This window comes from Tepidimicrobium xylanilyticum, assembly GCF_900106765.1.
Taxonomy (GTDB): domain Bacteria; phylum Bacillota; class Clostridia; order Tissierellales; family Tepidimicrobiaceae; genus Tepidimicrobium; species Tepidimicrobium xylanilyticum.
The window spans coordinates 114,447-132,696 of sequence record NZ_FNNG01000005.1 but is presented as its reverse complement, the minus strand read 5'-3'; the positions used below and the strand labels follow the sequence as shown (position 1 = coordinate 132,696).

Below are 18,250 nucleotides of genomic sequence, written 5' to 3'. Positions count from 1 at the left end.
ATATTTTTATATACGTAAGAATGTCATTTGATCTCATTTATATATTCAAAATATCATTAGATAAAATTATATGATATTTTGTTTTTTATTTCACAAAGATTAGGAGGAGTAAAATGAGAAAGTATCAAATTCTAACTAAAATTGAAGAAGTCGGGGTTGTAGCTGTTGTTAGAGCTAAAAATGGCAAAGAAGCTAGAAAAATTGCATTAGCTTGTATGAATGGTGGTATTAGCACCATTGAAATTGCATTTACAGTCCCTCAAGCCCACAAAGTTATTGAAGTATTAACTGAAGAATTTGGAGACAAGTTATTGGTTGGAGCTGGTACAGTTCTTGACAGTCAAACTGCAAGAATAGCAATATTAGCTGGCGCAAAATATATAGTTAGCCCTAGCTTCGATGCTGAAACAGTAAAACTTTGTAATAGGTATCAAATACCTTATATGGCAGGCTGCATGACTATTACTGAAATGGTTAAGGCGATGGAAGCAGGAACTGATGTAATTAAAGTTTTCCCCGGAAGTGTATTTGGTCCTTCCTTTATATCAGCAATTAAAGGCCCTCTTCCCCAGGCAACATTAATGCCAACTGGCGGAATTAATTTAGATAATGTAGACCAATGGATCAAAAATGGTTGTATGGCTGTGGGGATAGGGGGAAACCTTACAAAAGGCTCCAGTGAAGATATAACCAGAGCAGCTAGAGAATTCGTAGCTAGGGTAAAAAAAGCGAGAAATGAGTAGTAAATCTTCTCATTTTGATTAAAGTAAAAAAAGACGGAGAAAAATCTCAGTCTTTTTTTTAATATCCAGGTTTACCTAATAATTTAAACATATTCCTTTTATATTCCTCTACTCCTGGTTGATCGAAGGGATTAACCCCTAGCATATAACCACTTATAGCACAGGCCTTTTCAAAGAAATATATTAACTTGCCAAAATAATATTCGTTTAATTGAGGCAGCTTTATTACAATATTAGGTACTCTACCACTAGTGTGGGCTGCCACTGTGCCTTCAAAGGCCTTTTTATTAACAAAATCTATGGTTTTATTCTCTAAATAATTAAGCTTATCTAAATTATTATCGTCTGCTTTAATGGTTATATCCTTTTTTGGTTTTTCTATATGAATTGTGGTTTCGAATAAATTTCTCTTTCCATCCTGTATCAATTGACCTAATGAATGTAAATCGGTGGTGAAATTTGCAGATGCGGGAAATATCCCTTTATTATCTTTTCCCTCACTTTCCCCAAAAAGCTGCTTCCACCATTCAGCAAAATATTGTAGATTAGGTTCATAACTTATTAATATTTCTATATCCTTCCCTTTATTATAGAGAATATTCCTAATTGCAGCATACTGATAGCAGATATTATCGTCTAAATCTTCATTAAAATATTCATCCACTCCATCCGAAGCTCCAAGCAATAGTTCATCTATGTTTATGCCTGATACGGCTATAGGAAGCAAGCCTACAGCAGTAAGTACAGAATACCTACCACCTATATCATCAGGAATAACAAAAGAGGCATAGCCTTCCATTTCTGCCAACTCTCTTAAAGCACCTCTATCCTTATCGGTCGTTACATAAATCCTTTCTCTTGCCCCTCTTTTGCCATATTTTTTTTCCATATACTCCTTAAAAACCCTAAAGGCTATGGCAGGTTCAGTAGTTGTACCAGATTTGGATATTACATTAATACTTATATCCTTATCCTCCAATAGGTCTATTAAATCCCATATATAGTTGCTGCTTATGTTGTTTCCGGCATAGTATATTGCCGGCCCTTTTCGTTTTTCTTCTGAAAGTTCATTATAAAAATTATGGTTTAAGGCTTCTATTAAGGCCCTAGCACCTAAGTAAGAACCTCCTATACCTATTACTACAAAGGCTTGGGATTCTTTTTTTATTTTTTCAGCATAATATTTAATCCTATTTAATTCAGCTTCATCATAGCTATTGGGTAGGTCTAGCCAGCCGGTAAATTCCTTACCAGCTCCCAAGCTTTCATGCAGCAGCCTATGGGCAGTTTGAATGAAAGCCTTCATATTTTCCATCTCATCTTTTTTAACCATACTCAAGGATAAATCTAACAAAATATTCGACATAGCTTATCCCTCCAACTCTTTTATTCTAAAACTTCCATTAATACCATGGCAAAATCATCTTCCTGTTCTCCCCATCTGAACTCCTCTACCCTTTCTACTACTCTATTCAATACGTTTTCTTCATTACTCCTTATAATATCCACTATTCTATCTACTCCAAATTCCTCACCTTCGAAGTTTTTAACTTCTGTAATGCCATCGGTGTAGAAGAGTACCTTATCCCCTTTGCTTAATATGGTTTCATTTTCTTCATAGTATATTTTATCAAATATTAAAGAAATTGGAAATCCCTTTGTCGTCAACAGTTCAATATTATTGGAATTATACCTAATGGGTATACAATTGTGCCCAGCATTTGCATAGATGAAACGATTATTTCTAGTATTAAATACTGCATAAAATATGGTAAAATATTTATCCACCTCTAATCCTAAGGTACTAAAGTCTTTGTGCAATTCAGTTAAAGCAAGTGCAGGGCTTAAAACATAGTCTTTGATAGCCCTCATAGTTTGTCTTACAAACATGGTCATCATAGATGCAGTAATTCCATTCCCCACCACATCGCATATATACATGCCTATATTATCATCATCAATATGATAGATATCAAACATATCGCCGCTTAACATCTCTGAAGGTTTATATAAATGATCTATTCTTAATTTATCATATACTCCTTTTCTTGGTAGTATCCTTTTCTGAAGCCTTTTGGCAAATCTTAAATCCTTAACCATCTTCTTATTTTTCTCTATCAGCTCTAATTCTAATTTTCTCTCCCTAGTCACATCCCTTAGAACCTCTACTGCTGCTATTACATTGCCATCACAATCAAAAACAGGAGAACTTTTTACCGAAAAATACTTCCCATTTATGATTTCTTCCTTCTGTACTGTTTCCTTTGTAATTATGCTTTTTTTAGATATACAAAAACTACATGGTTCATCTCTCCCAATGGATTGATAACACTTTTTACCCACTAAATCGTTGCCTAAGGCTTTCTTCATTGCCTTATTCACGTATATAATAGTACCATTTATATCTACGACCCTAACTAAATCAGCCATACTCTCCAATACCTGATAATTTAAAACATTATATTCTTTTAATTTCTCAACTAAAGAGTTTTGTTCTCCTCCAATTAGCATATTACCACCCTTAACAATAGGTCCTTTGTTTAATAATAACATATAATTTTTTCAAATACAAAGATTTTCATATAATCTTTAAAGTCAAATTTTTTCGATATTTATAGGAATATTTTGATGTATTTACCCATTTTATTTCATTAGCACTATTAACAGAAATTTAATTATGTAGTATTATATACTTATAGTTAAAATTAGAAAGGAGAATTGATGTGAAGCCAAAAAAAATTAAGCAAAAAAATCTCAACAAATTAAGGCTAAGATTCATATCCTTAGTTTTTATAGTTGCTTTTATGAGCGTTCTGCTTACATATTTCATCCTTCAATCAGTCCAATTAGGCTCAATTCAAAACACTCAACTATTCATAGTAATTACAGCTCTAGTAAATACATTAATAATTGGCACAGTTACCGGTATTTTATTTAATAAAATAATCAATAAAAATTTAAAAACAATTTCTTCTATCATAGAATCCATTTCTAAAGGTGAGTATACTGAAATAAAAGATTTAGATTTTATCGCCCAGTTTTCAGATATAGGTGGCTATATCGACAGGATTATATCTAATACCACAAAAATTGCTGCAGGTGTAAGAGCCAATGCCAATATCTTAGCAGACAATACTAAAAATCTATCTTCAATTATCGAAGACACTACAGTTTCCATTGAAAACATAGCCTCCAGCATCAATGAGATAGCTAAGGGCTCAGAAAACACATCAACGAATATAACTGAATTAAGTGAAGCCATTTCCAACTTAAATAATCTGTCCCAAGATACTGAAAATTACACGCACCAAGCAGGAGAGCTAGCCCTTTCTATGGCCCAATCTGCTAAAAAAGGTTATGAAGATGTAGATAAAATCATCCAAATGGTAAATTTAATTGAAAGCACTACTAAGGAAACTGCAAAGATTATAGAAGAGTTAAACAAGCAAATTCAAAATATTGACAATATAGTCGTTATTATTAATGAAATAGCAGAGCAGACTAATCTTCTTGCATTAAATGCTGCTATTGAAGCAGCAAGAGCTGGAGAAGCAGGTAGAGGTTTTGCAGTAGTTGCAGATGAGATTAGAAAGCTGGCAGATGAAACCCATACATATTCTGGTGAAATTTCTTCAATTACTTCTAATATTTCCAACAGTAGTAAAAATGCCGTATCCAGCATCGATGAGGTAAGTGAAGTTGTAAAAGAAAGTGTCAACATAGCAGACATGACTAAAAAGTCTTTCGACGATTTATCTATGAAAATTGACCATGTCAACATATTGATTACGGAAATTACTGATGTTGCAAAAGAAGTGAATAAAAATAGTGAATATATATTGGAAAGAGCTTCTGAAATATCTGCAATTTCAGAGGAAACCACTGCAGCTTCACAAACTAGTGCTGCTGCCGTTGAAAACAATCTTGCATCAATGGAAGAAATTACAGCAGCCATCCAAAGCTTATCTGCAATCGTAGATGAATTAAATCAAATGTTTAATCATATAAGGGCTTAAGATTCTTAAGCCCTATATTCTACTTTAACCTCTTCATTCTCTAGGAATCTAGCCAAAGCATATATTAAGTCTGAAAGCCTATTAATGTATTTGATAATTAAAGAGTCCAATTCCGTTTCTTTGCTTAAGGTGATTATCCTCCTTTCTGCCCTTCTGCAAATAGTCCTACAAACGTGGAGGTAGCCTGACTTTTTACCTGAACCAGGAATTATAAATCCAGTAGGATTTCCCAGTTTCCTCATATATTCATCAATATGTTTCTCTAAATATTCAATATCTTCTTCCACAATGCGGTATTTTATATTCTTCTCATCCTCCGTTGCCAAAATGCTTGCCAATGTAAATAATTTGTTTTGCACCGTCTGAATTATATTAAATATTTTCTCGTCATCCACATAATTTTTAGCTAAACCTAAAAAGGATACTAACTCATCAACTGTTCCATAGCTTTCAACCCTAATATCATCCTTTGAAACTCTTTTATTATCAAATAAAGAAGTAGTTCCCTTATCCCCTGTCTTTGTATAAATACTCATAAATACACCTGCCTTTCTTTTATATTGATTATACCCTCATTAATATATATTTCTATTTATTTTAGAGGTCTTGGACCATAATACTGATAATAATCTACTTTAATCCTTCCATTATAAAGTTTTCTTCTTTTATCTGCTTTTTTTCCGTATAGCCTTTCAAAATCCTCATTGGAGGTTAAAATGTAAATGGAATAGGTATCCAATGTTTTAAATATACTTCCCATATCCTTGTACAGCCTTTTTACTTCCTCTTTCTCCCCTATCCTTTCACCATAAGGAGGATTGCAGATAATTACTCCATATTCATCTTTATAATTATACTTTCTAAAGTCCCTATGAATAAATCTAATTTCCTCATCTAATTCTATATAAGCTGCATTAGCCTTTGCTACTTCAATAGCCTTATTATCTATATCTAGCCCAATTATTTCTAATTTTAAATCCCTTTTCATTAAGTCCCATGCTTCTCTTCTTGCCTCTTGCCAATAAGCCTTTTTTACCCTTGGCCAATCCTCTGAAGCAAAATTTCTATATAAGCCAGGAGCCATCTTCTTGCCAATCATGGCAGCTTCGATGGGAATAGTTCCAGAACCACAAAAAGGGTCTAATAAAAGCCTATTTTCATTCCAATAGCTTAGCTGGACTAAAGCTGCTGCTAAAGTCTCCTTAAGGGGAGCTTCCACTCCATGAACCCTATAACCTCTTTTATGTAATCCTGAACCAGAAGTATCAACAGTTAAAGTTGCTATGTCCTTTAGCAAGGATACTTCTATGGTAAATTTAGGACCAGTCTCTTCAAACCATTCCCTCTTATATTTATTTTTCAGTTTTTCTACAACGGCCTTTTTTACAATAGCTTGACAATCTGAAATACTGAATAATTTAGATTTAACCGATTTCCCTTCTACGGTAAATTCGCCATCTTCCGTAATCCATTCCTCCCAAGGAAGAGCTTTCGTCTTTTCAAATAACTCCTCAAAGGTTAAAGCTTCGAATTCCCCCATCTTCAATAATACCCTATCAGCAGACCTCAACCATAGGTTAACAATAGGAATATCCTTTTCGCTAGCTTTAAAAGTGATTTTACCATTTTCAACCTTCAAGTCCTTATAGCCTAAGTTTTGTAATTCCCTTTTTACCACGGCTTCTAATCCAAATGTAGTTGTAGCAATTAATTCTATTTCACCCATCATATACTCCCTTTCTATTACAAAGTTAATTATATTATCCCTAAAAAGTAAAAAAAACTACCAAAAATGTGTATTCTCTATTTTCTTGGGTATCAATCTATATGACTATTATACGATAAAAAGTAATCAATAGGGGGTTGAAAATGTGAAAAAAATAGGCGATCTATATCAAAGTGGTGATTGGAAAGGGGAAAAACACGTACCCGTTATCCATGCTCCTGAAAAGGTAAAAAAGGGTGAGGTAATAGAAGTTAATCTCAATATAGGTGAAGAGATACCACATCCAAATACTCAAGAACATTACATAGCTTGGATTAAGCTGTACTTCCATCCAGAAGGAAGCAATTTCCCTGTGGAAATTGGTAGCTATACTTTCAACAGCCATGGAGAATACGATATCTACACCGAGCCATATGTAACGGCCAGATTTAAGGTTGAAAAATCTGGTACCTTATATGCTACAAGCTATTGTAATATCCATGGTTTATGGGAAAACAGCCTAGAGTTAGTAGTAGAGGACTAATAGTCCTCTATTTATTTTTTAACCCTTGACAAGGTTTGAATAATATATTAATATACATGTAAAATAAATATAGACTATGAGGGACAGAAGTAGCCCATTATGGTTAAACACAGAGAATAGATCATTGGTGAGAGATCTATAACCTAATAATGGTGTGAATTACGGGTCCGGAGTTTCAATGGGAAACCATTGCGTCCATCACACGTTACGTGATTAGAGGCTTTATGCGAATAAAGGTGGTACCACGGGTATTTTCTCGTCCTTTCAGGAGAAAATACCCTTTTTTATTAGAAATATTGTTAGGAGGTATTTAAATGGCTAATGTTTTCGATATACTACAGGAAAGAGGCTATATCGAACAGGTAACCTATGAAGATGAGCTAAGAGAACTATTAGGCAAGGAATCAGTAACCTTCTATATAGGCTTTGATGCCACTGCTGACAGCTTAACCCTAGGCCATTTTCTTCAAATAATGGTTATGATGCATATGCAAAGGGCAGGCCATAGGCCAATCGCCTTAATAGGTGGAGGCACTACCATGGTAGGAGACCCTTCAGGAAGAACGGATATGAGAAAACTACTCACCAAGGAGGAGATAGATTATAACGCTTCAAGATTTAAGGAGCAATTTTCAAGGTTCTTAGACTTTAGCGACGGCAAAGCCTTAATGGTAAATAATGCAGACTGGCTGTTAGATTTAAACTTCCTAGATTTTATGAGGGAAGTGGGAGTCCACTTTTCTGTAAATAGAATGCTTACATTCGACTGTTACAAAAACAGAATGGAACGTGGATTAACCTTCTTTGAATTCAGTTATATGCTAATGCAGTCCTATGATTTCTTGAAACTCTATAGAGATTATGGCTGCAAACTGCAAGTAGGAGGCAGTGACCAATGGTCCAATATACTGGGAGGATATGAACTAGTTAGAAAACTTGAAGGGGATAAGGTCTATGCCATGACCTTCAAACTGCTTCAAACTGCTTCGGGAACCAAGATGGGCAAAACTGCTGAAGGCACCATATGGTTAGATCCTGAAAAAACACCTCCATATGAACTATATCAATATCTAAGAAATACTGACGATAGGGACGTAGAAACATTCCTTAAGCTGTTGACCTTCCTACCTTTAGACGAAATTGAAAAGCTAGCATCCCTAGAGGGAGCCGAAATAAATAAGGCTAAGGAAGTGTTGGCCTTTGAAGTTACCAAGATGATTCACGGAGAAGAAGAAGCTATTAAGGCTGAAAAGGCATCAAAGGCCTTATTTGCAGGAGCAAAAGAAGAAGGTTCTATACCCTTTACCGAATTGGATAAGTCCATATTCGAAGAAGGAATAGGGATTCTAAACCTACTAAAGGATGTAGGCCTAACCAAATCCAATAGCGAAGGTAGAAGGCTTGTAGAACAAGGCGGAATAACCATAGATGACAAGAAGGTTAAGGATGTTGGCAAGATCATTACCCTAGAGGACTTTCAGGATGGAAAGATGCTAATCCGCAAGGGTAAAAAGGTATACCATCAAGTGAGAATAAAATAATATAAATTAAAAAGGGGCTTGTTGATAACAGTTAATTATATCAACAAGCCCCAAATATATTCTCCTACTATTTGGAATTTTGAAGGGATTTTGGATAGTTCTCAAAATCCGGTATTAAGTCCAACTCATCTATTAGTCCGCTTTCAACCATATCATCATAAGTATACATTTTATAAAGATAATGACCATCCTTGTCTGTATAAATATAATTTTCTTCTACCCATGCAACCCATTTTTCAAGGTCACTTTTTATCATATCTAAAGTTCTATAATCTACCTCATTAATTAAACTTACTGCATCTACAAATGAATTGTAATAATTATCTATCAAAGACCTAATTCTCCATATATTATCATCTTTTGATTTTTGACTCTTGTTATACGCATTTTCGTAGCTGTTTAAAGTCTGTCCAAAATTTCTTGCAGTCTCTAATAAGCTTCCAATATAAAGTTCATCAGTATTAAAATAATCATAATCGCAATATTTTCTTATATCTGAAACAATATGGGTCAGCACTGCATAATGTTCGTGTAACTGGTTAGATATATATTCCTCGGTCTTTAATTTATGGTTGTAAACAACTATAAAAAACATAACAAATATTATAAAGATTAAAATTATAAATGTTATTTTTATCCTCATGATAATATACAACTCCAGTAAATTTTAAGTTTAATCAAAGCTTTGTTTTTACTCATATCCACCTCTTAATGTATAACTGTCACTATCTACTATTGTATGATAATTAATTAAAAATATATCGAAATCAATATCAGCAGTGATGTAGTGTCGTCTACTATATGGAGCTAACTCATCAATAGAATAAAATGTTTGATGACTATCTTTAACACGTAAGATTGGTGTTCTATTATTTATGCTAATGAATTTATATTGCTCTGAAGAAGATGATGGTACAATAAAAGAGCCTGATGAGTTAGAAGAACTCCCACTAAGAACTATGTTAAATGGTCCATATCCATAACCCCATTCAATTCTAAACCTTGGATTTGGATATCTTGAATACGTATCCCATTCCACTCTTCTAAAAACATCATCATTCCTTGCATCTAATTTTATAGAGATAACCGAATTAGTAACACCCAACATCTCTACATCATCTACAATTTTCCCATTATAAAGTACCCTCTGATCTTCAATAAAAATTAACGCATATCCCGTAGTTTTATTACGAAATAAATCATCCGTATATAATTCTAGTATTATATCTATTTCATAAGTATAATCAAAATCTTCATAATACAGCCTTCGAGTTGTATAAACTGAATTATCATATACATTCAATTGAACAGTATCACTACTCATACTTTCAACAATTGGTTCATATACTTTTACCCACCAGTGTTCTATCAATACTTGTTCATCACCATAATCATCGAAAACCAATTGAGACACTTCTTCAATAAACTTTTTAGGCAACTCAAATTCATAGGTATAATAAGCCTCATTACTTTCTAAATAAAGTAAAAATACATTTTCACTTACATCATTGTTACCTAATTGCAATTTGTAATTATTAGGTACTTCCAAAAATATACCATTATGAATTATATCAAAATTTCCACTAATATCTTTAGAATCAATTACTAGTTTTTCATCATGAATTCGTGACTGATATATTGTTCCAAATAAATTGATTTCTTTATTATCAATTTTCCCTACTAAATTTAGTTTTGTCCCATATAAAGAAAGTTTATCTATTACTATTTCTGAATTTTTATATTCTGTATTATTATCAGCTATCTTGTTTAAAGATTTCGCACCTAAAAATTTTACTTCTCCATCAATCAACTTAACTTCTTGGCTATCATCAACTGTTGTAAAATTGGATACTGTAGCAAAGCTTGGATATACATTAATTAAAATAACTATCAATGTTAATACAAGAATCAATCGTTTTTTCATAACATAACCCCCTTAGTTTTAATATAACACCTCACATTTTTTCTCATATTCCCACTATTTTTATAAGCTTTACATAAGACCATTCCTTTCTGAATTCTGACTTAAATAAAATACAATAAATTTATCAAGTAAGAATATTTACCTTTGTTATTATTATAATATTTGTATAAAGCATTGTCAATTTATTTAGAGTATCTGTTTCACTACAACTTGCTACATATTTATACATCATTTCTTCATTAAGCCATCCCTTAACATTAGTTCCAATATTATGTTGGCTTGCCAACAAGTGATGGTTTATTTAACATAAATTTAATGTTATACTTTTTAACTAAAGAAAGGGGGGCAGTTGAATCTAAATTTTAAGGAGGATTTAAGATGAAAAAGAAAGGTAAAAAGATATTACTATCATTAGCAGCAACTATGCTTTTATCAACATCAGTAGGACAAGCTGCAAGCTACAATAACAGAAGCAATACTTATAACAGAAATAACGACAGAACCAATAGTAGAGTTCATGTAATTTCCTATGACAAAAACTACTACAACTACCTATATAACTGGGGTAATCTAATAATTAGATGGGACCCTGTAGGATGGGAAAAAAATAAACCATCTGAGCCTACTACCCCTGTAGAGGAAACAGAAACACCAAACTCTAACATTGGCAATGAAAAAGAAAATCAAAATCAAAAAGAAAACAATAATCAAAAACCTAGCACAAGGCCAAGCAACCCAACTCCAGAAACTGAAGTAGATTCAAATACTGCAATAGAAAAAGAAGTGGTTAGACTTGTTAATATAGAAAGAGAAAAATCCGGACTAGCTCCCTTAGCCTACAGTGAAGAATTATCTAGGGTAGCCAGGATAAAATCTCAAGATATGGCAGATAAAAACTATTTCAGCCATACATCTCCTACATATGGAGATCCATTCAACATGATGAGGAGCTTTGGCATTAAATATAGAACGGCAGGAGAAAATATTGCCAAAGGTTATTCTAGTGCCAAATCGGTAGTAAATGGCTGGATGAATTCATCAGGCCATAGAGCTAATATACTTAATCCTAGCTTTGGTAAAATTGGGGTAGGTTATGTAAAGGTAAATGGTACAACCTATTGGACTCAATTGTTTACCGATTAATTAAATATAAAAATTATAGGTTCTCTTTAAACTTAGCTTAAAGAGAACCTATTTTATTAGGTCTATAAAATGCTTAGTAAGCTTTGCCGTATATCCCCATATTATATAGTCATTGTAATTGTAGAAGTAGACTGAATACTTTCCAAACTTCCACTTATATTTTTCCCCATTGGGGATGAGATTATATGGAAAATCCTTGCTAATTACTGGATGGAGGTCTAGGTAATATAATTTTGGCTCATTTTTTATAAAGAAATCCACTGGAACTGTGAATATATGGTCTACTTCATCCTTATTTGGTCTGATCTTATCCACAGAAATGTTATTAATTGTGCCTAAAAAGGGATAGATGGCAATATTGGAAGTGGTAACGATGTAATCTAGCTCTCCTATTATATCTATATTTTCCTTTTCAATATTGAGTTCTTCAATTGTTTCCCTTATAGCAGCTTCCTTAAAGGTTTCTCCCCTTTCCACTTCACCTCCTGGAAAAGAAATCTCACCAGGTTGCCTCTTTAAATTTTTAGCCCTTAATTCATAAACTATTTGCCACTGATTCCCTTTTTTAACCAAAGGAATGAGCACCGCAAAATTCTGTCTAACCTCTAAGGGTTGGGCCACCCTTCCCTCTACTTTGCTTATAATATCTCCTATGTCCATAAAACTAACAACCTTTCTATCCTATAATAAAACCCTAAAGCATTTGCTTTAGGGTTTTATTTACTTAATTGGTGTTACATCTTCAGCTTGTGGACCTTTTTGTCCTTGGACTATTCTAAAGGATACGGTTTCTCCTTCTTCTAAAGTCTTAAAGCCCTGTTTATTAATTTGTGAATAATGCACGAATACGTCGTTGCCTTCCTCAGTTTTAATAAAGCCAAAGCCCTTTTCTGAATTAAACCACTTTACTGTACCATTTACCATTATTTAATACCTCCAAATATTTATTTCCTTTAATTCACAAGGTATAAAGAAATAAAGATTTGGAGACAAAAAATCTATATAAATCTTATTTCCTTAACCTATTCTCACACATGAAAACCAATGCCGTCTATTGCTGTTGAATTAAAGCTATACTTTATTATATACTTTATTCTCATAAATAGCAACAAATATTTACTAATAAATTAAAATAAATAATCCATAGACTTATTTTTCACTCTTTATTCTTATAGTTCCATCGCTAGTTATATTGGTTTTAAAAGGTTTAGATAGATCCTTTATGTATCCTATAACCCTGCTCTTCTCATTGTCTTCTAAGGGAATAGGCCTACCATCCATTATAGAACAGGGTATTATTTCTACTCTGTCTATCTTTTTTCCCTTCATAACAACCTGGCCTATCATAGTAGTTTTAGTTAATTCATCCTTTGAACCGAATACAAAATTCCCAAGGCTGTAGAAAATAGGTTTGTCTTTATATATCTCTATCCCCTGTAAAACGTGGGGATGATGCCCCATTACAATATCGACACCTCTATCTATCGCCTCCTTAGCAACTGCTATCTCTTCTTTCCTAGGATAAGTACTCCTTTCCTTACCCCAGTGGATGGAAAGAATTAATATATCTACTTCTTTTTTCAGCCCTTCAATCCTATTCATCATATCCTTGGTAAAACCATCGTAAGCACCTACTAACCCAGGCCTTTTATCAGTAGCATACCAATTCACATGGGGAATAACCCTAGAAAATGCTATTACTCCAAATTTGAGTCCATTTGCTTCAACTATAGTACCCTTTAAGGCCTCCTTTTTATTTCTTCCAGCCCCTACATATTGTATTCCGCTTTCTTCTAGGTACATCAAAGTATCTAAAAGACCTTCATATCCATAATCTAAAATATGGTTATTAGCTAAAGTAGCAATATTAATACCAGCTTTTTTCATGGCATCAAGATTCTTTGGAGAAGATTTAAAATTGAATTCTTTATCAGGCCATATTGTTTCCTTATCCGTAATGCTAGTTTCTAAATTGACTATTGACAGATGGCTATTCTTAAAATAATGCTGCACCCTTCCCCAAGGGTAGAAATACCCATATTTTTCAACAGCTTTTTTAACTGTTCCATCCATCATTACATCCCCTACTAAGGAAATGGTAGTAATCTCTCCTTCATCCATCCCATAAGCCATGGAAAATGGTTTTAAAATGATTAATATCCAAATAACCACCGCAATTATAATCTTTTTCATCTAAGTCCTCCTGTTTTAAACTTAATATATACCATTATACATGAAATAAACTCATCTGTCAGTTTGTAGATGAGTTTAATATATGGATTATTGTAGAATCCATTTTACAAAATCCTTCCTTGCATAAAAGCTCTAAGTTCTTAATAGTTTCTTCTATGGTATCCCCAATAATCCCAATATTTGGCCTAACAATTACATCTTCTATAGCTAAAAAAGCTGATAGGATTGCTTCTTCTACTGATGTAGAAAGCTTCAATGCACAAGTATCTTTGGCACCATCACATATTATACCAGTCAAATTTGCTAATACGTTGTTACATGCTCCACCTATTTGTCTTTGATTGCCTCCTAACATCCAGGCAATAGCACCACTTGCACCTACACCAGCCCCAATAGCACATCCGCACATAGCAGATAATTTGCCAGTATATAGTTTCACATACTTGTTAAGCATTAGAGCTAAAAAGATAGCCCTTATCAGCCTTTCATCCTCAATATTATTTTCTTCAGCAACAACAGTTATAGGCAAAAATACCCCTATTCCTTGATTACCACTGCCAGAGCTAGTCATTATTGGACAACTACCTCCCCCCATCCTCATATCAGCAGCTAAAGCAGTTAAAATTCTAGCCTTAGTGGGAGCATCCAAATGTATTTTTCCCTTCTTTTCTAACTCAATCAAGCCTCTTCCTACATTAAGGCTATTTTCAGCCTCCAATCCCCTTTTAGCAGCTTCTTTATTCATATTTATTCCTTCAACTATAAAGAGTAAAGAATCTAAAGGTACCCCTTCAGTAACTTGTATCATATCCTCAAAGGATAAATTTTTTATAAATCCCGGATCACTTCCCGCTTCCTTTTCTAAAAGTTTCTTATATATGGTTTCACCATTAACTTTAATACTGTATATATGGTTGTGGGCATCTTTTAACACTACCTCTACCGTCCTATTTTCTCCTTTGCCTAATACTTCCACGTATACTTCAGGAGTGTTTTCAATATAGTTCACAGTTACCCTTCCCTCTTTTAACATTCGATGGGCTTTTCTAATGTGATCCTCTTTAACATCCTTCAAAACCATTAATCCATCCTCTGGATTACCAGCTATAACCCCTAAAGCCCCTGCTAAATCTAATCCCCATTCTTTCGTATATGGAATAATCACCGATTTGCCATTCTTAAATATATTCTTGCTCACTTTTATTTCAAGCCTGTCTATTTCCTCATTAAAATGTCTATTGACTACAGAAGCCGCGTAAGCTACAGCTACAGGCTCAGTACATCCTAAGGCAGGTACAGTCTCTTCATTAATTATATTCAATAATCTATACATAATATCTTTATTAACCATCTTACCACCTCTCCTTCATTTGCATTTGATATTATGCAATTTTTATACCAAAAAACAAAAAAGAAGGAAAAGCTGATATTTACTCAGTTTATCCTTCTTTATTAGTTGACATTTTCTATAGTTTTTTCTCATTATTGCAAATTACATACCTTATATATATTGGGAATATCCAATGAAAGGGATATAAATAAGGCAGGATGATTTTTCGCATTTATGCAAATTTTTCTCATTATTGCAAATTGTACTTATTTAACTTCCTATACAAAGTAGATAGATTGATACCTAAAATAGAGCTTATTTTTTTCTTATCTTCAGTAGTGTTCCCATATTCCTCTAAATAGGATCTTAACAATTCCTTTTCGTAATTATCTAAAATATCTTTTAATTTATTATCCTTTTTCACCATCAGTAAAGGGCTGTTAAAGTGCTCCTTAATGGAATTGGGTAGGCTTTCAAAACTTATTTTCTTATTCTTTTCCACGTTTATCAAATATTCAACTACATTTTCCAGCTCCCTCACATTGCCTGGCCAATTATACCTATAAAAAGCCTCCTTTACTTCCTGTGATAATATTTTTATTTCCTTACCCAACCTGTTACAACACTTTTTTAATAAATACCTACTTAATTTATCAATATCCTCTATCCTCTCCCTCAAAGGAGGAATATAAATGGGTATTACGTTTAATCTATAATATAGATCTTCTCTAAATTCTCCCTTTTCAATCATCCCTTCCAAATTTCTATTAGTAGCAGTTATTAGTCTGAAATCTACAGAAATCAGCTCTTTTCCTCCTAAACGCATAAAGGTTCCTTCCTGTAAAACTCTTAAAATCTTAGGTTGCAAATGTAGGGGTAGATCGCCTATTTCGTCTAAGAACAAGGTGCCTCCTTTAGCTAACTCCAACTTGCCCATTTGTCCTTGGCTGCTTGCACCTGTAAAGGCTCCTCCTTCATAGCCAAATAACTCACTTTCCAATAGATTATCTGGAATAGAAGCACAGTTTATGGCTACAAAGGGAAAATTTTTCCTATCACTGGCATTATGGATCGCTCTTGCAAACAATTCCTTTCCCGTACCACTTTCCCCTCTCAATAGTACGGTTGATCTACCCTTGGCCACCTCTTTTGCCAAATTCTTAGCCTTGATTATATTAGGACTATTCCCAATTATATGGTCAAAAGTTATATTGCTACTACCTTCTATTAATCTGTAAGCACTTCTTACCATATTGGTAGTTTTATGGATTTCAATAATGCTGCTTACCCTTTTATTCTTTACCTTTACTGGAATTATTTTAATTATGAAACTCTTTTTCTTATTCTTAACCGTTACTCTAGTTTCCATGGAAGCGGGAGCTTCCAAACTTCCATTTAGATCAGGCAAAATATTAGTAACATGTTTATTGATCAGGTCATAAGATTTAATCTGTAAATAATCTTCTGCTTTTGAATTGATAAATTTTATTTTCCCCATAGTATCGGTGCATATTATCCCATTGTCTAGTCCATCTATTATCTCCTTTATTTCTTGGCTCTGTATAGTTAATCTATTTATGGTATTAATATAATTTAAATTTCCTGCTAACAAATCTCCCAACTTGCTTAAAAAAACAACCAAGGAATCATAATTTTCTTGAATTCTCTTTTTCTGTTCTAAATCAAAAGCTATAAGTCCAATAACTCCTAATAGTTCCCCTTGACTTTTAATTGGATATCCAATAGCAGCCAGTTCAGCACAATCCCCTTTCAAACTACAGCTAAAACATTTTTCACTAATATTAGGACTATCTATGAACTGGGGTTCTCCTATTTTGGCCACCATTTCAAAGGAGCAATTTTTAGGCAATGGCTTTCCAATAAGGTCCTTGTACATGCCAGTAGCTGCAACCCTGTTTAAATTCTTGTCAACAATGGTTACATCTACATTCAGCACCGTCAGTATGGCCTCTGCTACTTCTTGAACGGAACTCTGTATATTAAACAGCTCCATCTATATCACTTCCCTTAAGACTCTTATCTATTATTATCTCCATCATGGAATACCTGATCTAATACTATGACTAAAGCCAATATAAGGGGTTGGTCTTCATCGTCTAGTATTTCCACCGAATAGGTATCTGAAAAGGATATCCACTTCTTATTTATCCAGGCAATAGGACTGCCATTTTTAAGAATATTGAAACTATAATGGAATATATCTCCATCAATGGTAAAGCTGCCATAGGAACTTTCTATATGGAATTTTGGTTTGAAAAAAGTAAGTTGTTGTTTAACCTTGGCTACAAGACTACCCTCTTTATAAATAAAATATTCTGGTAATAATCTGAAAACCTGCTGTTCAATATAGATAAGCTCTATTCCATTTAAGTCGTAGATATACAGCTTGTTTCCTAAAGAAAAAATCTTACCAACTACTTCATATTGAGGGTTACCATTTTCATCTTCAATATTGAATTTATCTGCTATAGAAAAAATTCTCTCTCTAATTATATACCTCATAATCCTCTCCTTGCTTTCATATATAATTTTATGCAAATATTGAAAATATAGATATTTACATTATATTATATATGTATGAATATATCTATACATAGTTATTAAAATGAACTTATAGGTACACAGAACAATATATTATAAATTTGGAAGGAGAGTAATAGCTTATGAATGATAGAAAGCCTTGGAATGAATATTTTATGGAGATTGCTGAAATGGTAGCAACACGCTCTACCTGTGATAGAGCAGAGGTTGGATGTTTAATCGTTAATGATGATAATCGGATTGTATCGACCGGATATAATGGATCTATTTCTGGTAATCCCCATTGTAATGATGTAGGACATACTATGAGGGATGACCATTGTATAGCCACCATACATGCAGAAATGAATGCACTTATCTATTGTGCAAAGGAAGGAATATCTGTTAAGGACTGTAGAGTCTATGTAACCCATTTCCCCTGCCTAAATTGCACAAAGGCATTAATACAAGCTGGAATTAAAAAAATCTATTATAAACATAGCTATAGAATGGACGATTATGCCATAGAGCTATTAAACAAAAATAACATTCCTTTCGAAAAAATATAAT

The 18,250-nt window shown here is 33.3% G+C and carries 18 protein-coding genes and 1 other annotated feature; of the genes, 6 read left to right on the top strand and 12 right to left on the bottom strand.

The features are described from left to right. Positions 1–113: 113 nt before the first annotated feature. The gene (locus BLV68_RS07230; RefSeq protein WP_093752331.1) at positions 114–743 is read left to right on the top strand and encodes a bifunctional 2-keto-4-hydroxyglutarate aldolase/2-keto-3-deoxy-6-phosphogluconate aldolase; all 630 of its coding nucleotides are present in this window, start codon (positions 114–116) and stop codon (positions 741–743) included. 58 nt (positions 744–801) lie between these two features. On the opposite strand, the gene BLV68_RS07225 is transcribed toward BLV68_RS07230, so the two are convergent. Both BLV68_RS07225 and BLV68_RS07220 read right to left on the bottom strand, forming a co-directional pair. Further along, positions 802–2,109: a glucose-6-phosphate isomerase gene (locus BLV68_RS07225; protein ID WP_093752329.1), complete on the bottom strand. Its 1,308-nt coding sequence runs from the start codon at positions 2,107–2,109 to the stop codon at positions 802–804. Positions 2,110–2,129: 20 nt separating this feature from the next. After that, positions 2,130–3,254 (bottom strand): PP2C family protein-serine/threonine phosphatase, encoded by a 1,125-nt coding sequence (locus BLV68_RS07220; protein ID WP_093752327.1) that lies wholly within the window; start codon positions 3,252–3,254, stop codon positions 2,130–2,132. Positions 3,255–3,466: 212 nt separating this feature from the next. On the opposite strand from BLV68_RS07220, the gene BLV68_RS07215 reads away from it, so the two are divergent. Next, complete coding sequence (locus BLV68_RS07215) at positions 3,467–4,759, top strand: methyl-accepting chemotaxis protein (protein WP_093752325.1); 1,293 nt, start codon at positions 3,467–3,469, stop codon at positions 4,757–4,759. A gap of 5 nt (positions 4,760–4,764) precedes the next feature. Here BLV68_RS07215 and BLV68_RS07210 read toward each other — a convergent pair whose 3' ends face one another. Both BLV68_RS07210 and BLV68_RS07205 read right to left on the bottom strand, forming a co-directional pair. After that, positions 4,765–5,295: a cob(I)yrinic acid a,c-diamide adenosyltransferase gene (locus tag BLV68_RS07210; RefSeq protein ID WP_093752323.1), complete on the bottom strand. Its 531-nt coding sequence runs from the start codon at positions 5,293–5,295 to the stop codon at positions 4,765–4,767. A 56-nt stretch (positions 5,296–5,351) separates the two neighbouring features. Beyond that, positions 5,352–6,485, bottom strand: coding sequence for a THUMP domain-containing class I SAM-dependent RNA methyltransferase (locus tag BLV68_RS07205; protein WP_093752321.1), 1,134 nt, complete (start codon positions 6,483–6,485; stop codon positions 5,352–5,354). A 145-nt stretch (positions 6,486–6,630) separates the two neighbouring features. On the opposite strand from BLV68_RS07205, the gene BLV68_RS07200 reads away from it, so the two are divergent. Next, positions 6,631–7,008 carry a class II SORL domain-containing protein gene (locus BLV68_RS07200; protein WP_093752319.1) on the top strand — a complete coding sequence of 126 codons (378 nt, stop codon included), beginning with the start codon at positions 6,631–6,633 and terminating at the stop codon, positions 7,006–7,008. Between the two features lie 67 nt (positions 7,009–7,075). Further along, positions 7,076–7,275 (top strand) — a binding site (T-box leader). 47 nt (positions 7,276–7,322) lie between these two features. Further along, the gene (gene tyrS, locus BLV68_RS07195) at positions 7,323–8,549 is read left to right on the top strand and encodes a tyrosine--tRNA ligase (RefSeq protein WP_093752317.1); all 1,227 of its coding nucleotides are present in this window, start codon (positions 7,323–7,325) and stop codon (positions 8,547–8,549) included. A 67-nt stretch (positions 8,550–8,616) separates the two neighbouring features. Here the strand turns inward: tyrS and BLV68_RS07190 are convergent, their stop codons facing one another. After that, the gene (locus BLV68_RS07190) at positions 8,617–9,192 is read right to left on the bottom strand and encodes a hypothetical protein (protein WP_093752315.1); all 576 of its coding nucleotides are present in this window, start codon (positions 9,190–9,192) and stop codon (positions 8,617–8,619) included. 48 nt (positions 9,193–9,240) lie between these two features. After that, positions 9,241–10,473, bottom strand: coding sequence for a hypothetical protein (locus tag BLV68_RS07185; RefSeq protein WP_093752313.1), 1,233 nt, complete (start codon positions 10,471–10,473; stop codon positions 9,241–9,243). Positions 10,474–10,851: 378 nt separating this feature from the next. On the opposite strand from BLV68_RS07185, the gene BLV68_RS07180 reads away from it, so the two are divergent. Next, a complete protein-coding gene (locus tag BLV68_RS07180; protein ID WP_200773689.1) occupies positions 10,852–11,616 on the top strand; it encodes a CAP domain-containing protein in 765 nt (254 codons plus the stop codon). Between the two features lie 48 nt (positions 11,617–11,664). On the opposite strand, the gene BLV68_RS07175 is transcribed toward BLV68_RS07180, so the two are convergent. From BLV68_RS07175 to BLV68_RS07150, 6 genes are all read right to left on the bottom strand, one after another. After that, positions 11,665–12,276 (bottom strand): NUDIX hydrolase, encoded by a 612-nt coding sequence (locus BLV68_RS07175; RefSeq protein WP_093752311.1) that lies wholly within the window; start codon positions 12,274–12,276, stop codon positions 11,665–11,667. Positions 12,277–12,336: 60 nt separating this feature from the next. After that, positions 12,337–12,540, bottom strand: coding sequence for a cold-shock protein (locus BLV68_RS07170; protein WP_093752309.1), 204 nt, complete (start codon positions 12,538–12,540; stop codon positions 12,337–12,339). 225 nt (positions 12,541–12,765) lie between these two features. Then, a complete protein-coding gene (locus BLV68_RS07165) occupies positions 12,766–13,809 on the bottom strand; it encodes a CapA family protein (protein ID WP_093752307.1) in 1,044 nt (347 codons plus the stop codon). A 58-nt stretch (positions 13,810–13,867) separates the two neighbouring features. Continuing rightward, complete coding sequence (locus BLV68_RS07160; protein WP_093752305.1) at positions 13,868–15,160, bottom strand: L-cysteine desulfidase family protein; 1,293 nt, start codon at positions 15,158–15,160, stop codon at positions 13,868–13,870. Positions 15,161–15,389: 229 nt separating this feature from the next. Further along, positions 15,390–17,153, bottom strand: a complete 1,764-nt coding sequence (locus tag BLV68_RS07155) for a sigma 54-interacting transcriptional regulator (RefSeq protein ID WP_093752303.1) — start codon at positions 17,151–17,153, stop codon at positions 15,390–15,392. 23 nt (positions 17,154–17,176) lie between these two features. Beyond that, on the bottom strand, positions 17,177–17,662 hold the full coding sequence (locus BLV68_RS07150) for an LURP-one-related/scramblase family protein (protein ID WP_093752301.1): 486 nt from the start codon (positions 17,660–17,662) through the stop codon (positions 17,177–17,179). A gap of 161 nt (positions 17,663–17,823) precedes the next feature. On the opposite strand from BLV68_RS07150, the gene BLV68_RS07145 reads away from it, so the two are divergent. Next, on the top strand, positions 17,824–18,249 hold the full coding sequence (locus tag BLV68_RS07145; RefSeq protein WP_093752299.1) for a deoxycytidylate deaminase: 426 nt from the start codon (positions 17,824–17,826) through the stop codon (positions 18,247–18,249). Position 18,250 lies beyond the last annotated feature (1 nt).